Origin of the sequence: Streptomyces albidoflavus, assembly GCF_000719955.1 — a bacterium.
GTDB classification, from domain to species: domain Bacteria; phylum Actinomycetota; class Actinomycetes; order Streptomycetales; family Streptomycetaceae; genus Streptomyces; species Streptomyces albidoflavus.
Window position 1 is genome coordinate 58,904 of record NZ_JOII01000003.1, and the last position, 16,415, is coordinate 75,318.

Sequence of the window (16,415 nt, forward strand, 5' to 3'; positions counted from 1 at the left end):
GGCTCGGTCGCGAAGCCTGGCGTACAGGAACTCCGCCCGGACGGACGGAGAGCCAGCAGGTCTTCGGACTCGGGGTCGTCCGGACGGCGCGCCTTCCCGGGGGCTGCCCCAGTGGCGTCCTGCGCCGCCCGTCGCCCTCACCGCTGCGCGTCAGTTCCGGGTTCGCACCGGATTCCCTGACCCGTTCGCATCGAGATGCGCGGGTACGACTGGCGTGCGAAAGCTAGCACAGCGGACCTCCCGCGCCCGGGGGCGGGGGAGGTCCGTGGTACGCGTACGGCCTGCGGTTATGCGGGGGTACGGGGCTCGCCCGCGGCCTCCTTCGCGGGCTCGGCCCGGCGGCTGAGCGCACCGGGCCACCAGGAGGCGGGGCCGATGTCGCGGACGAGTGCGGGGACCAGCAGGGAGCGGACCACCAGGGTGTCGAGCAGCACGCCGAAGGCGACGATGAAGGCGATCTGGGCGAGGAAGGCCAGCGGGATCACGCCGAGCGCCGCGAAGGTCGCCGCCAGGACCACGCCGGCCGAGGTGATGACGCCGCCGGTGGTGGTCAGGCCGCGCCGCACGCCCTCCCGGGTGCCGTGCAGCGCGGTCTCCTCGCGGACGCGGGACATCAGGAAGATGTTGTAGTCGACGCCGAGCGCCACCAGGAAGACGAAGCCGTAGAGCGGGACGGAGGCGTCGGTCCCGGTGAAGCCGAAGACGTGGGTGAAGACCAGCGAGGCGATGCCGAGGGTGGCCGCGAAGTTGAGCGCCACGGTGAGCACCAGCAGCAGCGGGGTCACCAGCGAGCGGAGCAGCGCGATGAGGATGACCAGGATGATCGCCAGCACCACCGGCATGATCAGGTTCCGGTCGGCCTCGGCGGTGCGCTGGGTGTCGTACTGCTGCGCGGTGTAGCCGCCGACCACGGCGTCGGCGCCGTCCACCGCGTGCACGGCGGTCCGCAGCCGGGCCACGGTCTCCTTGGCGGCGTCGCTGTCCGCGCCGTCCTGGAGGGTGGCGTCGATCCGCACCCGGCCGTCCACGACGCGCGGTGCTCCGCCGCCGGGCCGCCCCGACTCGGTGACCGGCGCGACCGAGGCGACGCCCTCGGTCTTCTTCGCGGCCGCGACCACCTCGTCCACCTGGCCGGCGTCGGCGATGACGACGGCCGGGTTGCCGGCGCCGCCCGGGAAGTGACGGCTCAGCGTCTCCTGGGCGGAGACCGAGGGCGCGTCGTTGACGAAGATCTCGTCCAGTGGGACGCCCCGGCTGGTCAGCGTCGGGGCGAAGGCGGCGCAGGCCACGAGGGCGGCCAGGGTGATCGCCCAGACCTTGCGCGGCGTCCGGTCGACCCGGTCGGCGACCCGCTGCCACAGGCGGTGGCTGCCGCCGGTGCCGGTGACCTTGGGGCGGGCCGGCCAGTAGGCGGCGCGGCCCAGCAGGACCAGGGCGGCGGGCAGGAAGGTGAGCGCGCTGAAGACCGAGCAGACGATGCCGATCGCGCCGACCGGGCCGAGCGCCCGGTTGTTGGTGAGGTCGCTCAGGAGCAGGGCCAGCAGGCCGAGCGCGACGGTGGCGGCGCTGGCGGTGATCGGGCCGAACGACTGCCGCCAGGCGAGCCGCATCGCGGTGAACCGGTCGCCGTGCAGGCTCAGTTCCTCCCGGAACCGGGCGGTGAGCAGGAGCGCGTAGTCGGTGGCGGCGCCGATCACCAGGATCGACAGGATGCCCTGCACCTGCCCGTCGACGCGGACCACGTCCCGCTGGGCGAGCGCGTAGACCACCGCGCAGGCGAGTCCGAGGGCGAGGACCGCGCCGAAGATGATCACCAGGGGGAGCAGCAGGCTGCGGTAGACCACCAGCAGGATCAGCAGGACCGCGATGAGCGCGACCCCCAGCAGCAGTCCGTCGATCCCGGCGAAGGCGTCGGAGAGGTCGGCCTGGCTGGCGGCGGGCCCGGCGATGACCGCCTCGGTGCCCGGCACCTTGCCGGCCGCCTCCTTGATCTCGTTCAGGACGGGCTGGAGTTCGTCCAGGTCGGTGCGGAGCGGGACGACGCCCTCCAGCGCCTCGCCGTCCTCGGAGGCCAGCGCGGGGGAGGGGCGCCCGGCGGTGAAGCCGGCGTCCGCGAGGGAGGCGAGGGTGCGGGTGGCGGCCTCGCGGGCGTCGGCCGGGAGCCGGCCGCCGTCCTTCGCGGTCCAGACGACGAGGGCGGGCAGGGCCTCGTCGGCGGAGAAGGCCTTCTGCTCCTCGGAGACCCTGGTCGACTCGGCGCTCTGCGGCAGGAAGGCGGCCTGGTCGTTGGTGGCGACCTCGCCGAGCTTCCCCGCGTACGGGCCGAGGGTGCCGCCGACGCCGAGCCAGGCGATCAGCAGGACGAGGGGGACGAGGATTCGGGCGGTTCGGCCCTTGCGGGCGGCGCTGGACATCGCACTCCTGGGACGGTGACGCGGACGGCGCGGAACGGGTGGCGGGCGGACGGGCGCGGACGTGCGGCGGCGCCCGAGTTCTCTCGATCGGTGACTATCTCAATGATTGAGAGACTCTGTGGGTCGATGCTACGCATACCCGTCCTGGGGTCCGACAAGGGGTCCGCCACACGGCGTGCGGGCGGGAAGGCGCGACAACGACGCCGCTTCACTCTTCCGGGTGAGCGTGGCCTCCGGATGCGCGTGAGCCGCGAAACCCGCGCGGGCCGCCGGAGGGATTGGCCGCCGCTCAGCCGCCCGGACGCCGCTCCGGCCCCCGGATCTGCGCGAACTCCCCGTTCATCGCGGCGAGGAAACGCAGCGCGGCGTCCGCCTCCTCCTGGGTCAGCCGGGCCCTGGCCCTGGCGGCCGCCGTCGCGAGCGGCTGGAAGTGGGCGCGGGCCAGCGCCTTGCCGCCCTCCGTGTAGTGCAGGTGCACCACGCGCCGGTCCCGGGTGTCCCGGGTGCGGCGGATGTGCCCGGCGCGCTCCAGCCGGTCCAGACAGGCGGTGACCGCGCCGGAGGTCAGGCCCAGCCGCTCCCGCAGCCGGCCCGGCGTCATCGGCTCGGGGGCGTCCAGGATCGCGCCGAGCGCCTGCACATCGGTGGCGTGCAGGCCCTGCCCGGCGGCGAAGGCGTGCGCCAGCCGGTTGACCTCGCCGTGCATGCGGCGCAGCTCCACGGCGAGCGCGTAGAGGTCCGCCCCGCCGCCCGCCGGGCCGCCCGCTCCGCCCGTCTCCTCATCAGTCCCGGCCACGGCGCCAGCCTAGTCCGCGCCCCCACGGCACCCGGTCCGCCCCCGCCGCATCCGCGTGCCCGGGACGCGCGGAAGAGGGGACGGCGCGAGACGGTGGGACCAGGGGCCGGTCCGGTCGTCCGTACGGCGGTCCGGACCCGGCCGTTCCACCAGGTCACCGAAGTCAAAGAGAGGTCATGAGCGAGGCGATGAGCAGCGACGAGCACCCCACCGAGTCCGCCCCGCACGGCGACGGCAGGCTGGCCCTGGTCACCGGCGCCACCGGCTACATCGGCGGCCGCCTGGCCCCCGCCCTCCAGGACGCCGGCTACCGGGTCCGCGCCCTCGCCCGTACCCCGCGCAAACTGCGCGACCTGCCCTGGGCCGAGCGCGCCGAGGTGGTCCAGGGCGACGTCACCGACGCCGAGTCGGTACGGGAGGCGATGCGCGGCGTCGACGTGGCGTACTACCTCGTCCACGCCCTCGGCACCGGCTCCGACTTCGAGCGGACCGACCGCGAGGCGGCCCGGATCTTCGCCCGCGAGGCCCGCGAGGCCGGGGTCCGCCGGATCGTCTACCTCGGCGGTCTCACCCCCGAGGGCGTCCCCGAGAGCCGGCTCTCCCCGCACCTGCGCTCGCGCGCCGAGGTCGGCCGCATCCTCCTCGACTCCGGGGTGCCCGCCACCGTGCTGCGCGCCGCCGTGGTGCTGGGCTCCGGCTCCGCCTCCTTCGAGATGCTCCGCTACCTCACCGAGCGGCTGCCGCTGATGATCACCCCGAGCTGGGTCAACACCCGCATGCAGCCGGTCGCCGTCCGCGACGTCCTCGCCTACCTGGTCGGCTCCGCCGCCATGCCCGCCGAGGTCAACCGCACCTTCGACATCGGCGGCCCCGACATCCTCACCTACCGCGAACTGATGCAGCACTACGCCGCCGTCGCCAAGCTGCCCCGCCGCGTGATCCTCCCCGTCCCCGTCCTCACCCCGCGCCTGTCCAGCCACTGGGTCGGCCTGGTCACCCCCGTACCGGTTGCCATCGCCCGCCCGCTCGCCGAGTCGCTCCGCCACGAGGTGGTCTGCCGGGAGCACGACATCGCCGCATACGTCCCCGACACCCCGGGCCGGCCGCTCGGCGTCGACGAGGCGCTCGAACTGGCGATCCGCCGCGTCCAGGACGCCCAGGTCGCCACCCGCTGGTCCTCCGCCTCCGTCCCCGGCGCCCCCAGCGACCCGCTGCCCACCGACCCCGAATGGTCCGGCGGCAGCCTCTACGAGGACCGCCGCGAACGCCTCGTCGACGCCTCCCCCGAAGCCCTGTGGCGCGTCGTCGAGGGCATCGGCGGGGAACACGGCTGGTACTCCTTCCCGCTCGCCTGGGCCGTGCGCGGCCGCCTGGACCGGCTGGTCGGCGGGGTGGGCCTGCGGCGCGGGCGGCGCGACGCCCAGCACCTGAGAGTGGGGGAGTCCCTGGACTTCTGGCGGGTCGAGGAGATCGAGCAGGGCCACCTGCTGCGGCTGCGTGCCGAGATGCGGCTGCCGGGCCTGGCCTGGCTGGAGATGACCGTCGACCGCGACGAGGCCGGGCGCACCCGCTACCGGCAGCGCGCCGTCTTCCTCCCGCGCGGCCTGGCGGGCCAGGCGTACTGGTGGTCCGTCTCGCCCTTCCACGCCGTCGTCTTCGGCGGCATGGCCCGCAACATCGCCCTCACCGCCGCCCGCGAGGAGAACGCGCCCAGCTCCTCTCCCACCGCCCCCGACGGCACCGTCTCCCGCCCCTCCCCCTGAACGCCCCCCACCGCCCTCCCGGAAAGAGCGTCATGACCGTCTCCATCGTCCTGTTCACCTCCGACCTGCGGCTGCACGACCAGCCCGCGCTGCGGGCCGCCCTCGACGCGACCGACGCCGTCGTGCCGCTCTTCGTCCGGGACGACGCCGTCGCCGAGGCCGGGTTCGCCGCACCCAACCGGGCGGCCTTCCTCGCCGACTGCCTCACCGACCTCGACCACTCCCTCAGGGAACGCGGCGGACGGCTGGTGATCCGCTCCGGCGACCTGGTCGAGGAGGTCTGCCGGGTCGTCACCGAGGCCGACGCCGACGAGGTCCACCTCGCCGAAGGCGTCAGCGCCTTCGCCCGCCGCCGCGAGGAACGGCTGCGCGAGGCACTGGAGTCCGAAGGGCGGCGGCTCTTCGTCCACGAGGGCGTCACCACCGCCCTGCCGCCCGGCGCGGTCACCCCCGCCTCCTCGGACCACTTCGCGGTCTTCACCCCGTACTTCCGCAAGTGGTCCGAGCAGCACCTGCGCCACCCCCTCGGCGCGCCCCGTACCGTCCGGGTGCCCGACGGGATCGGCTCCGAGAAGGTGCCGGCCCGCGGTGACGTGCGCGGCGTCTCCGCCGGACTGGCGGCCGGCGGCGAGAGCGAGGGCCGCGACCGGCTCACCGCCTGGCTGCGCCGGGACGCCGGGGCGTACGAGGACCAGCACGACGACCTCGCCGGTGACGCCACCTCACGGCTCTCCCCGCACCTGCACTTCGGCACCCTCTCCGCCGCCGAACTGGTCCACCGGGCACGCCGCAAGGAGGGCGCCGGACCGGCCGCCTTCGTCCGCCAGCTCTGCTGGCGCGACTTCCACCACCAGGTCCTCGCCGCCCGCCCCGACGCCTCCCACGCCGACTACCGGGCCCGCGAGGACCACTGGCGCACCGGCCGCGACGCCGAACAGGAGACCGAGGCCTGGCGCGAGGGCCGCACCGGCTACCCGATCGTCGACGCCGCCATGCGCCAGCTCGCCCACGAGGGGTGGATGCACAACCGGGGGCGCCTGCTCGCCGCCAGCTTCCTCTCGAAGACCCTCTACGTGGACTGGCGCACCGGCGCCGACCACTTCCTCTCGCTGCTGGTCGACGGAGACATCGCCAACAACCAGATGAACTGGCAGTGGGTCGCCGGAACCGGCACCGACACCCGTCCCCACCGCGTCCTCAACCCGGTCCGCCAGGCCCACCGGTACGACCCCGACGGGGCGTACGTACGCCGCTGGGTCCCCGAACTCGCCGGCGTCGAGGGCAAGGCCGTCCACGAGCCCTGGACCCTCGAAGGGTTCGACCGGGCGGGGATCGACTATCCCGAACCCGTGGTGGGGCTCTCCGAGGGGCTGGACCGGTTCCGGCGGGCGCGGGGGAGGGATTAGCCTCCGGCGGTTCTACGGGGGTGGGCGGGGCTGGGGGCGGGTTCTGGCCGGTCCCGGGACCGGTGGGGTGGCCTCAAGCGCCGGCCGGGCTGTCTTTTGGTGCGGTCCGGCGCACCGTGCCGGTCCAGGATGGCCTCAAGCGCCGGCCGGGCTGGATGTGGTGCGGTTCCGGTGCACCGTGCCGGTTCGAGATGGCCTCAAGCGCCGGCCGGGCTGGATGCGGTGCGGTTCCGATTCACCGTGCCGGTTCAGGATGGGCTCAAGCGTCGGCCGGGCTGGGTGTGGTGACCGGTGTCTGGAGTTCTGTCACCCAGGCGTCGGGGTTTTCGGGGCATTCGAGGGTGAGCTCGCGGGGGTAGCCGGACGGGTGGTAGTCGTGGGTGTCGATCCAGTGGGTCAGGGTCTGGGCGGTGGGGAGTACGGCGTCCATCGAGCCGTGGTGGACGAGGGTGGCCGCCTGTGCGAGGGGCGGCAGGTCGTGGACGTGGACGTCGCCGTTCTGGAGCGGGGCGGAGACCTGGACGGCGGCGTGGACGAGGACCCTGCCGTCGCCGTCCGGGACGTCCTCGTAGGTGGCGATGCCGGGGCCCGCTGTACGACGAGCTGTTCCGCGGCCTCCAGGCGGCGGAACAGCTCGTCGTACAGCGGGCCGATGACGGGGCTGATGTCCTCGGGCTCGTAGGAGGCGGCGGTGGCCGTCAGCTCCGCCACGCGGACGGAGGGGACGGACTTGAGGACGACGTCGTGGGTGGGCATGTGCCCCTCGCTCTCGATCGCTCGGAGTCTCGCCTCGACCTGGACCAGCCGGGCGTTGGCGGTGGCCACCGCGTCCTCCAGCTCGGCCCTGCGCAGCCGCAGCATGCCCCGCAACTCCCCGGCGTCGACCTTCTCGTCCACGATGTCGCGGACCTGCTGAAGGGTGAAGCCGAGTTCCTTGAGCGCGATGATCCGGTTGAGGCGGGAGAGCTGGGACGCGGTGTAGTGGCGGTAGCCGTTGGCGGGATCGACACGGGCCGGGCGCAGCAGGCCGGTCGCGTCGTAGTGACGCAGCATCCGGACCGAGACACGGCCGTGCCGGGCGAAGTCTCCGATGGTGAACATGGTGTCTCCGAGCTGACCGCCTGACACGGTGTGAGGGTCAAGAGGGCGGGCGGATCTCCCGCCACGGTGGGTGGCCTCGGGAGGAGCGGCGCGGTCAGCCCCGCTCCGCCGCCTCCCCCGCCCCCAGCAGCCGCAGGGCCTCCCGCAGGCTGCGTGGGCGCAGTACGTCGCCGGGGGTCGGGCCGGCCCAGCCGGGCCCGGCCAGCAGGAGTGAGGCGCCGCCGCGTGCGCCCTTGACGCCCCAGGCGCGCCCCGCCACCGCGCGGGCGAGGCGGCGGTCGGCGGTGTCCCGGGACTGGGACCACAGGACGACGGCGGCGGGGCCGGTGCGGCGGACCGCGTCGTCGAGGGCGCCCGCCGGGACCGCCCCGCCGAACATCCGCAGCGGCACGCCGCGTTCCCCGAGACCGGCGGCGAGCGCTTCGACCGGCAGGGTGTGCTGCTCCTCGGGTACGCAGGCCAGCAGGACGGGCGGGCCGGTGGTGGCGGGGGCGGGCGGGACGCGCCGCAGCGCCGAGGAGACGTGCCAGGAGAGCAGGTGCTCCACCTCGACGTACCGCTCCCCGGCGGTCTCCCACTTGCGCCCGACCGCCCGCAGCGCCGGCGCCATCACCTCCTCCCAGGCGGCGGCGGTCCCCAGCCGCTCCACCACCAGGGCGAGCCGCGCCTCCACCGCCGGCGCGTCGAGCCGTACCGCCGCCCGGGCCAGCCCCCGGCACTCCTGCCGCACCGTGCCGAGCGGCAGGCCGCTGCCCGCGGCGCCGGGGCGCGGGGCCTGCGCCGGTACGGGGAGCCGCGGTGCCGCCTGCGCCGGGTGGCCGAAGGCGTGCTGGGCCGCCCGCGCGGCCTCGCCGGGCGGCACCCCGGTGCCGGTGAGGCGGCACATCTCCTCCAGCAGGGCCACGTCGCGTGGCGTCCAGCGCCGGTGCCTGCCGTCCTCGCGGGCGGCGGGTCCCAGGCCGTACCGCCGGTCCCACGACCGGAGCGTCGTCGGGGAGACGCCGAGCCGCCGTGCGACGGTACCGGTGGTCAGTCCGGCGTCCGGGACGGAATCTGCGGGCGCGGGGTGGCTGGGGCGGCTTTCCATGACGTTCACCATACGGTGCACAAACGGTGCGAGTTGTCGCTCCGGCGGAAGCCGCCCAGGGTGGGGAACGCCGCCGCGGAAGCGGGCCGTCCGGCTCCGAGGCAGGCGCAGCCCGTGCCCGCGCAGGGCCCGATCCGCGGAAGGACCCCACCTTGACGACCGTAGCGACGACCCCTCTCCCGCCCGCGCCGTCCGCCGCCCAGGAGGCCGAGATCGCCGCCGGGATCAGGGTGGGCGACGCACGCTGTCTCGCCCTCGCCTACCAGCGGTGGGGCGGCCTGGTGCAGGGACTCGCCGCCCGCAGCCTCGGCGACCCGCTGGAGGCGGAGGACGTCACCCAGCAGGTCTTCCTCGCCGCCTGGCGCGGTGGCGCCCACTACCGGCCCGAACGCGGCCCGCTCGCCGCCTGGCTGGTGGGTATCGCCCGGCACAAGATCGCCGACGCCCTCGCCTCCCGGACCCGCAGGACCGCGCTGACGGCGGCCGCCGCCGGCCTGCCGCAGGGCCCCGACCCGGCGGCCCAGCCCGAGATCTGCCTCGACCGCGCCCTGGTCCGGGCGGAGCTGGCGCGGCTGCCCGACCCGCACCGCCGGGTGCTGTGGATGGCGTACTACGGGGAGCTGACCCAGGCCGAGATCGCCGCCAGGACCGGCCTGCCGCTCGGCACCGTCAAGAGCCACGCCCGGCGTGCCCTGCACCGGCTGCGGGCGAGTCTGGAGCGCGCCGACAGCGAGTGAGCCGGGGCGCGGTTCCGCCCGCCGCCCCGGCGCCGTGCGGGCGGGGGAGCGGCGGGCGGCCGGGGCGCTACTTCGTGGAGGTGTCGAGCGCGGCGAGCGCCTGGGCCCAGCGGGCGTACTTCAGCCCGGCGAGGTCGGAGACGGTCTTGACGCCGAACGCCTCGTCGAGGAGTTCACCGTCCCGGTCCGAGACGCCCTTCAGTGCGGAGACCGGCGCCGCGAGGATCTCCGGCAGACTCTTCTCCGCCCACGCCTTGTCCAGCACCTTGTCCAGGTCGATCGAGGCCACAGCTGTCCTTTCGGGAACATGCGAATCGGTGGTACGGGCGGCCGCCCCCGCGCTCTCTACACGCATGTAGAAAGTTAGCGGCGCGGATCTTCCCGTGGGCCCGGCCTGGTGCATCTCGCCAGAGAGTGTCCGAAAGTGCCCACACGGGGCAGGGCGGTGCCGGTTCAGCCGGCGCCCCATCCCGCCCCGCTCCTCCCGTGACCCTCGCCCTCCTCCGGTCCCAAGGTCCCGGCGCCCCGCGTCCGCCTGCCGGAGGCGCCCGGGGCGAGTGTGTCGACGACCTCGGCCAGTTCCTGGCAGGCGTCCTCGATGCGCTCGCGGACGTGGCGGCGCTCGGTCACCAGGGAGGAGAGCAGCAGCCCGGTCAGGGCCACCGAGACGTTGAACGCCTGGAGGTTGACCATGATCTCGCCCATCGCCCGCCCGGCGAACGGCCCCTGCTGGTTGGTGGCCGCCGTCACCGCCAGCACGGAGACGATCAGCGCCGCCGGCGCGCTGCCGGTCAGCTCGAACCGCAGCGCCGCCCAGATCAGCAGCGGGAAGACGAGGAAGAGCAGGTCGAGCGGGCTGTAGATGGCCACCCAGGTGAGCGCCGCGGTCACCGCGAACAGCCCCAGCAGCTCGACCCAGCCCAGCGCGTCGCGCGGCAGCCTGGGCCGGATCAGCACCACCAGCACCGGCACCACGACCAGCACGCCGAGCGCGTCCCCCGCCCACCAGGCGGCCCACACCGGCCAGGCGTGGGACGTGAGGATCTTGTCGGTGGCCAGCAGGGTGCCGGTGCCGACGGCGGCGCTCACCGTCATCCCGCCCAGCGCCCCGAGGAAGACCAGCGCCAGCCCGTCCCGCAGCCGCTCCAGCGAGGGACGGAAGCCGACGAGCCGCAGCAGGTACCAGGAGGCGAGCGGCGCGAGGGTGTTGCCCACCGCCATCAGCACGGAGTACCCGGAGACAGGGCTGATGCTGGAGGTCACGGCGAGCATTCCGAGCGCGATGCCCGGGGTGATGCGCGGCCCGAAGGCGAAGAGCGCGGCGACGGCCACCCCGGAGGGCAGCCACAGGGGCGTCACGGTCGCGCCCTCGACCACCACCTGTCGCAGCAGCCCGAGTCGCCCCGCCCCGTAGTAGGCGAGGGCGACGGCGAGGATCAGCGTCATCAGCCGCAGCACCCGCACCGACAGCGCCGCCGGCCGCCCTTCCCGGTCCGGGCCGGCCTCGGAGGACCGGCGCAACTGCTCCAGCGACAGCCCCGCCCGCCAGGAGCCGCTCCGCTCGGGGGAGGCGCCGTCGGGCGGGTGGGGCCGCACGGTGATGCCCGAGGGGGCGGCCTCCTCCGGCGGCGCCGGTTCGTGGGCGCCCGGTGCATCGCCCGTACCGGAGTCCGCCGGGCCTCCGTCGCGGGGGCGGGCCGGCCGCCACCAGCGGCGAGGGGGGTCCGGGCGGGGGGTCACGGGCGCCCACCTCCCGGTGCGGGGCCCTCGTGGCAGAGGACCAGCACCGCCGCGTCGTCCAGGTGACCGGTGCGGCCGGCCACCCGCATCACGCGGTCGGCGAGCGAACCGGGGTCGAGCCCGACGCCCGCGGTCACCAGCTGCGTGACCCGGGCCAGGCCCTCCTCGATCGAGAACGAGGGCCCCTCCACGACCCCGTCGGTCAGCAGCACGTACGCCCCCGGGCGGGTCCAGCGGCGGCGGGTGACCGGGTAGCGCTCGCCGGAGATGATGCCGAGCGGCAGGCCGCCCACGTCCTCGGCGACGCCGCCCCGGCCGCCGGTGGCCGCCCAGACGGCGCCGACGTGCCCGGCCCGCGCGCTGTACAGCTCGTTGGTGGCCGGGTCGAAGCGGAGGAAGGAGCAGGTGGCGAAGAGCGGGCCGTCCACGGAGACCAGCAGGTCGTTGACGCGGCCCAGGATCTCGCCGGGGTCGCTGACCGTACTGGCCACCGCCCGCAGCGCCATCCGGACCTGCCCCATGAAGGCGGCCGCCTCCACGTCGTGGCCCTGCACGTCCCCGATGGAGAAGCCGAGGGTGCCGTCGCCGAGCTCGAAGCCGTCGTACCAGTCGCCGCCGATGTCGAGCCCGTCGCGGGCCGGCGCGTACCGGGCGGCCGCGCGCAGCCCCGGGACCTGCGGCAGGCGGGCGGGAAGCATCTCCCGCTGCAGCGCCTCCGCCAGTTCCACCCGCGCCTGCTGCACCTCCACGCGCTCCCGGGCGACCGCGGTGAGCCGTCCCAGCCGGGTCAGCAGGGCGTCCGCACTCTCCTCGCGCGGCGGGCGTTGCCCGTTCATCGGCCGCTCCCCGGTCCGTCGGGTCGGCCGGGGTCGTGACCGAGACGCCCGTCCGCAGAAAACCTCACATCATCCTATTTTGCCCCCTTTCGTCCCGCCTGTGGGGCGCGCGGACCGGTACGCCCGGGATCCTCCGCGCGGAGTAGAGACGACGGACCCGCCCCCGAGTGGCGCCCTGGTGGCCGCCGGCCTTGGTGGCCGCCTGCGGCGCGGAAAAATCCGGCCGCGTGAGGTGGCCGGTGGGATACGCTGACGCGGATTTCGGGCGGCAGTCGCTCTGCCGCCCCCGCTCGGCGCGCTCGGCGTCGACACGCACCGCGTGCCCTGCCCGGAAGGAGGCGAGAGACATGGACCGTGCCGACTGCGTTGCGGCCATAGTTGCTTCCGGCCGTGTGTCTTCCCACCCTTGTGGCACGCGGCAACTTCTCCCCCTCCCGCTTCTTGTCCGCCGCATCCCGCTGAGATGCCGCGTCGAGAGCCGTCCTGACCTGCGCACTTCGTTGCCGCGCAGGTGAGGGGCGCGTGCCCGTCGACGGGCCCCTCCCTTGCCGGTCCCGTGATCCGGAGCCCTCCGCTTCACGACCGGCGAGAGCTCCGGCGTGAGTGACACGCGGCCGGCGCGGCAGGCCCCGGGCGCTGTCCGCTGCTCCCGCTGCCTGCCGTTCTGCCGTGTCCCCGTGCTGCGTGCACCGGCCCGTCGTCGTCCCTGCGACCGCCCCAGGCCGGTTGTCCCGACAGCACCTCGACACGAAACGCGTGTGATCGCCATGAACAAGAAACACCCCGGAGGGGAACCCTCCCCTTCCACCTCTCCCACTCGCCCCGCCCCTTCCCCCGACCACGGGGATGCCACCGTGACTCCGGCGTCCGCCGCGGACCCGAAGCGCTGGTGGGCGCTGGCCGTCATCGCCCTGGCTCAGTTGATGGTGATCCTCGACGGCACCATCGTGAACATCGCACTGCCCTCCGCCCAGCGCGCCCTGGGCATGCCGGACGCCGACCGGCAATGGGTGATCACCGCCTACACGCTGGCCTTCGGCGGCCTGCTGCTGCTCGGTGGCCGGATCGCCGATCTGGTGGGCCGCAAGCGTGCCTTCGTCATCGGCCTGGCGGGGTTCGCCGTGGCCTCGGCGCTGGGCGGCGCGGCGGCCGGCCCGGGGACGCTGTTCGCGGCGCGGGCCCTGCAAGGTGCGTTCGCGGCGGTTCTGGCGCCTTCGGCCCTGTCGCTGCTGACGACGACCTTCACCGACCCCAGGGAGCGGGCCAAGGCGTTCGGCGTCTACGGCGCGCTGGCCGGCGGCGGCAGTGGCGCCGGGCTGCTCGTGGGCGGTCTGCTGACCGAGTACCTGAACTGGCGCTGGTGCCTGTACGTCAACGTGCCCGTCGCACTGGCCGCTCTGATCGGCGCACAGGTCTTCCTGCGCGACCGCTCCGGCCCCCGCGGCGGGCACCTGGACGTGCCAGGCGTACTGCTGGGCAGCGGTGGTCTGGTCGCCCTCGTGTACGGCTTCAGCGAGGCCGGACCTCGCGGCTGGACCAGCCCGTGGGTGGCCGCGCCGCTCATGGCCGGCGTGATCCTGCTCGCCGCCTTCGTGTGGTGGCAGCACCGTGCGGCCGGCCCGCTGCTGCCCCTGCGCATCTTCAGGGACCGGAGCCGGGCCGGGGCGTTCGCGACGATGGGCCTGGCGACCATCGGCATGTTCGGCGTCTTCCTGTTCCTGACGTACTACTTCCAGGCGGTCCTCGGCTACCCGCCGGTGCGGACGGGCCTGGCCTTCATGCCGGTCTCGGTCGGGATCGTCATCGGCGCGACCCAGATCGCCGCCCGCCTGCTGCCCCGCACGGCGCCGCACACCCTGATGGCGTCCGGCATGGTGCTCGCCGCCGCCGGCATGGTCCTGCTCAGCCGCCTGACCGTCCACGCCCAGTACGTCCCGCACGTACTGCCCGGCCTGCTGCTGGTCGGTCTGGGCATGGGCCTGACCTTCATGCCGGTCTACGCGACGGCCACCGTCGGCGTCCCCACGCAGGACACCGGAGCGGCCTCGGCCGCCCTCACCACCGTCCAGCAGATCGGCGCTTCGCTGGGCACCGTACTCCTCAACACCATCGCCACCGGCGCCACCGGCCGTCACAGCCGTGCGCACGGTCCGGCCGACAGCGGGACGGCCCTCGCCGAAGCCATGGTGCACGGCTTCTCCGTCGCCTACTGGTGCTCGGCGGGCGTACTGCTGCTCGCCGCCCTCGTGGCGGCTCTCACCGTGAGGCGAGGAAAGCCGTCGCAGGCTGGAAGCAAGCCGTCGGCCTAGCGGGAGGGCGGGTGCCCCGGACCGTCCGGTCCGGGGCACCCGCCGTCTCCTTCTGCGGCTCCCACGACCTTCCGGACACCCTCTAGGCGACGGCGATGGTGCCCTGGGCGATGGCGCAGAGGGTCTGGGCGCCGTCCTGGTCCAGCATGAACAGGTCGCACCGGCAGGCGACCCGGGCGCGGCCGGGGCGGACGACCGTGGCGTGGGCGCGCAGGGTCCGTCCCTGGGCGGGGCGGAGGTAGTCGATGCTGTAGCCGGCGGTGAGCAGTCCGGCGCCCGCGACCGTGCCGGCCGCGAAGGTGAGCGCGTTGTCGGCGGCGTAACTGAGGACGCCGCCGTGGACGAAGCCGTTCTGCTGGCGCAGTTCGTCGCGGACGTCCAGTTCCAGGACGGCGGCGCCGTCGCCGAACGCCACCAGGCGGGCGCCCAGGTACACGCTGAAGGGCTGGGCGGCCAGTATCTCCTGGGCGTCGGACAGGTCTGGGCGGTGTGCGTTCACCGTGGCCTCGCTTCGGCAGGGGAGGGGTAAGGGTAGTCCCGCCTCGTGCTCGCCCTCCGGCCGGTGCCGGACACGCCGCCGCGCCCCTCCCGGACCCTGCCGGGCAGCCGGGCAGCCGGGGAGAGGGGCGCGGCGGAGAGCGCGGCTCACATGTTGATCATGTGCCCGGCCAGGCCGTGCACCGCCTCCTTCACCGCCTCGCCCAGCGTCGGGTGGGCGTGGACGTTGCGGGCGACCTCGTGGACCGTCAGGTCCCACTGCTGGGCCAGGGTCAGCTCCGGCAGCAGCTCGGTGACGTCGGGGCCGATCAGGTGGCCGCCGATCAGCTCCCCGTGCGTGCCGTCGCTGATGAGCTTGACGAAGCCGCCGGTGTCGCCGAGGCCGTGCGCCTTGCCGTTGGCCATGAAGGGGAACTTGGCGACCTGGACGTCGTAGCCCAGCTCCCGGGCCTGCGCCTCGGTGTAGCCGAAGCTGGCGATCTGCGGCTGGCAGTAGGTGGCCCGCGGGATCATCGCGTAGTCCAGCTCCATCGTCTCCGCGTCGCCGATCGTCTCGGCCGCGATGACGCCCATCGCCTCGGCGGTGTGGGCCAGCATCAGCTTGGCGGTGACGTCGCCGATGGCGAAGATGTGCGGCACGTTGGTCCGGCAGCGCCCGTCGATGTCGATGGCGCCCCGCTCGGTCAGCGCCACGCCGGTGTTCTCCAGGCCGTAGCCCGTCACCCGCGGCTGGAAGCCGATCGCCTGGAGGACCTTGTCGGCCTCCAGCACCTGCTGCTGCCCGTCCTTGCTGACCGTCACCCGCACCTGGGGCCCGGAGTCCTCGATCGACTCCACCCGGGTCGAGGTCAGCACCTCGATGCCGAGCTTCTTGTAGCGGCGCGCCAGTTCCTTGGAGACCTCGACGTCCTCGTTGGGGACCATCCGGTCCAGGAACTCGACGATCGTCACCTTCACGCCGTAGTTGTGCATGACGTAGGCGAACTCCACGCCGATCGCGCCCGCGCCGGCGATGATGACCGACTCGGGCAGATCACGCGTCATGATCTGCTCCTCGTACGTCACCACCCGCTCGCTCAGCTCCGTGCCGGGGAGCAGCTTGGTGGTGGCGCCGGCGGCGATGACGCAGTGGTCGAAGGTGACCGTCTGCTCGCCGCCGGGGCCCTCGACCCGGAGGGTGTGGTCGTCGGTGAAGGTGCCCCGGCCGTCCAGCTCCGTGATCTTGTTCTTCTTCATCAGGTAGTGGACGCCCTTGACCCGGCCGTCGGCCACCGTGCGGCTGCGGTCGAAGGCGGGCCCGTACTCGAAGGTGACCTCACCGTCGATCCGGATGCCGAAGGTCTTCGCCTCGTTGTTCACCAGATGGGCGAGTTCGGCGTTGCGCAGGAGCGCCTTGGAGGGGATGCAGCCCACGTTCAGGCAGACGCCTCCCCAGTACTTCTCCTCGATCACCGCCACCTTCAGCCCGAGCTGCGCGGCCCGGATCGCCGCCACGTATCCGCCGGGGCCTGCGCCCAGCACCACCACGTCGAAGTGTGTACTCATGGTCACAGCCTCGCGCCTCGCGCCGCCAAAGCAAAACGGAACCCGGCCCGCCGCCCCCAGGACACCGCCGCCACCGGTACGGGGGACTACCGGCCGGACGCCGCGCTGCCTACCGTGGACCCCGCGCGGGCGGCCTCGCCCGCACCGGCCGCCGCCCGCGGCCGAAGTGACGCAGGGGGAGAA

At 74.2% G+C, this 16,415-nt stretch carries 12 protein-coding genes, 1 pseudogene and 1 riboswitch; of the genes and pseudogenes, 4 read left to right on the top strand and 9 right to left on the bottom strand.

All coding sequences use genetic code 11. The features are described from left to right. Positions 1-37: 37 nt before the first annotated feature. Positions 38-229, bottom strand: a riboswitch (cobalamin riboswitch). A 58-nt stretch (positions 230-287) separates the two neighbouring features. Then, positions 288-2,414: an MMPL family transporter gene (locus IF45_RS0103630; RefSeq protein WP_030305439.1), complete on the bottom strand. Its 2,127-nt coding sequence runs from the start codon at positions 2,412-2,414 to the stop codon at positions 288-290. A 289-nt stretch (positions 2,415-2,703) separates the two neighbouring features. Next, positions 2,704-3,210: a MarR family winged helix-turn-helix transcriptional regulator gene (locus tag IF45_RS0103635; RefSeq protein ID WP_030305441.1), complete on the bottom strand. Its 507-nt coding sequence runs from the start codon at positions 3,208-3,210 to the stop codon at positions 2,704-2,706. A gap of 188 nt (positions 3,211-3,398) precedes the next feature. Between IF45_RS0103635 and IF45_RS0103640 the strand changes: the two genes are divergently transcribed. Next, a complete protein-coding gene (locus tag IF45_RS0103640) occupies positions 3,399-4,973 on the top strand; it encodes an SDR family oxidoreductase (RefSeq protein WP_003951657.1) in 1,575 nt (524 codons plus the stop codon). Between the two features lie 32 nt (positions 4,974-5,005). Then, a complete protein-coding gene (locus IF45_RS0103645; protein ID WP_008406225.1) occupies positions 5,006-6,379 on the top strand; it encodes a cryptochrome/photolyase family protein in 1,374 nt (457 codons plus the stop codon). A 259-nt stretch (positions 6,380-6,638) separates the two neighbouring features. Here the strand turns inward: IF45_RS0103645 and IF45_RS31215 are convergent. Together IF45_RS31215 and IF45_RS0103655 are read right to left on the bottom strand one after the other, a co-directional pair. Beyond that, positions 6,639-7,480: pseudogene (locus IF45_RS31215) on the bottom strand (MerR family transcriptional regulator). Positions 7,481-7,574: 94 nt separating this feature from the next. Next, a complete protein-coding gene (locus IF45_RS0103655; RefSeq protein ID WP_030305443.1) occupies positions 7,575-8,579 on the bottom strand; it encodes a MerR family transcriptional regulator in 1,005 nt (334 codons plus the stop codon). Positions 8,580-8,719: 140 nt separating this feature from the next. Here IF45_RS0103655 and IF45_RS0103660 point away from each other — a divergent pair, with 140 nt between their 5' ends. Then, the gene (locus tag IF45_RS0103660; RefSeq protein ID WP_018469147.1) at positions 8,720-9,304 is read left to right on the top strand and encodes a sigma-70 family RNA polymerase sigma factor; all 585 of its coding nucleotides are present in this window, start codon (positions 8,720-8,722) and stop codon (positions 9,302-9,304) included. Positions 9,305-9,371: 67 nt separating this feature from the next. Here the strand turns inward: IF45_RS0103660 and IF45_RS0103665 are convergent, their stop codons facing one another. The 3 genes from IF45_RS0103665 to IF45_RS0103675 form a co-directional block, all read right to left on the bottom strand. Further along, complete coding sequence (locus IF45_RS0103665) at positions 9,372-9,593, bottom strand: hypothetical protein (RefSeq protein WP_030305445.1); 222 nt, start codon at positions 9,591-9,593, stop codon at positions 9,372-9,374. 164 nt (positions 9,594-9,757) lie between these two features. After that, complete coding sequence (locus tag IF45_RS0103670; RefSeq protein ID WP_030305447.1) at positions 9,758-11,044, bottom strand: MASE1 domain-containing protein; 1,287 nt, start codon at positions 11,042-11,044, stop codon at positions 9,758-9,760. Continuing rightward, complete coding sequence (locus IF45_RS0103675) at positions 11,041-11,880, bottom strand: PP2C family protein-serine/threonine phosphatase (RefSeq protein WP_030305448.1); 840 nt, start codon at positions 11,878-11,880, stop codon at positions 11,041-11,043. The genes IF45_RS0103670 and IF45_RS0103675 overlap by 4 nt, the downstream gene beginning before the upstream one ends. A gap of 854 nt (positions 11,881-12,734) precedes the next feature. Between IF45_RS0103675 and IF45_RS0103685 the strand changes: the two genes are divergently transcribed. After that, complete coding sequence (locus IF45_RS0103685; protein WP_008407363.1) at positions 12,735-14,189, top strand: MFS transporter; 1,455 nt, start codon at positions 12,735-12,737, stop codon at positions 14,187-14,189. Positions 14,190-14,271: 82 nt separating this feature from the next. On the opposite strand, the gene IF45_RS0103690 is transcribed toward IF45_RS0103685, so the two are convergent. Together IF45_RS0103690 and lpdA are read right to left on the bottom strand one after the other, a co-directional pair. Beyond that, a complete protein-coding gene (locus IF45_RS0103690; protein ID WP_003951667.1) occupies positions 14,272-14,688 on the bottom strand; it encodes a PaaI family thioesterase in 417 nt (138 codons plus the stop codon). Positions 14,689-14,834: 146 nt separating this feature from the next. Beyond that, positions 14,835-16,232, bottom strand: coding sequence for a dihydrolipoyl dehydrogenase (lpdA, locus tag IF45_RS0103695; RefSeq protein WP_003951668.1), 1,398 nt, complete (start codon positions 16,230-16,232; stop codon positions 14,835-14,837). Positions 16,233-16,415: the final 183 nt, after the last annotated feature.

Bases quoted from the DNA above. Each gene is read 5' to 3' on its own strand.
- IF45_RS0103630 (WP_030305439.1), bottom strand. From the start codon at position 2,414: ATGTCCAGCGCCGCCCGCAAGGGCCGAACCGCCCGAATCCTCGTCCCC.
- IF45_RS0103640 (WP_003951657.1), top strand. From the start codon at position 3,399: ATGAGCAGCGACGAGCACCCCACCGAGTCCGCCCCGCACGGCGACGGC.
- IF45_RS0103645 (WP_008406225.1), top strand. From the start codon at position 5,006: ATGACCGTCTCCATCGTCCTGTTCACCTCCGACCTGCGGCTGCACGAC.
- IF45_RS0103655 (WP_030305443.1), bottom strand. From the start codon at position 8,579: ATGGTGAACGTCATGGAAAGCCGCCCCAGCCACCCCGCGCCCGCAGAT.
- IF45_RS0103675 (WP_030305448.1), bottom strand. From the start codon at position 11,880: ATGAACGGGCAACGCCCGCCGCGCGAGGAGAGTGCGGACGCCCTGCTG.
- lpdA (WP_003951668.1), bottom strand. From the start codon at position 16,232: ATGAGTACACACTTCGACGTGGTGGTGCTGGGCGCAGGCCCCGGCGGA.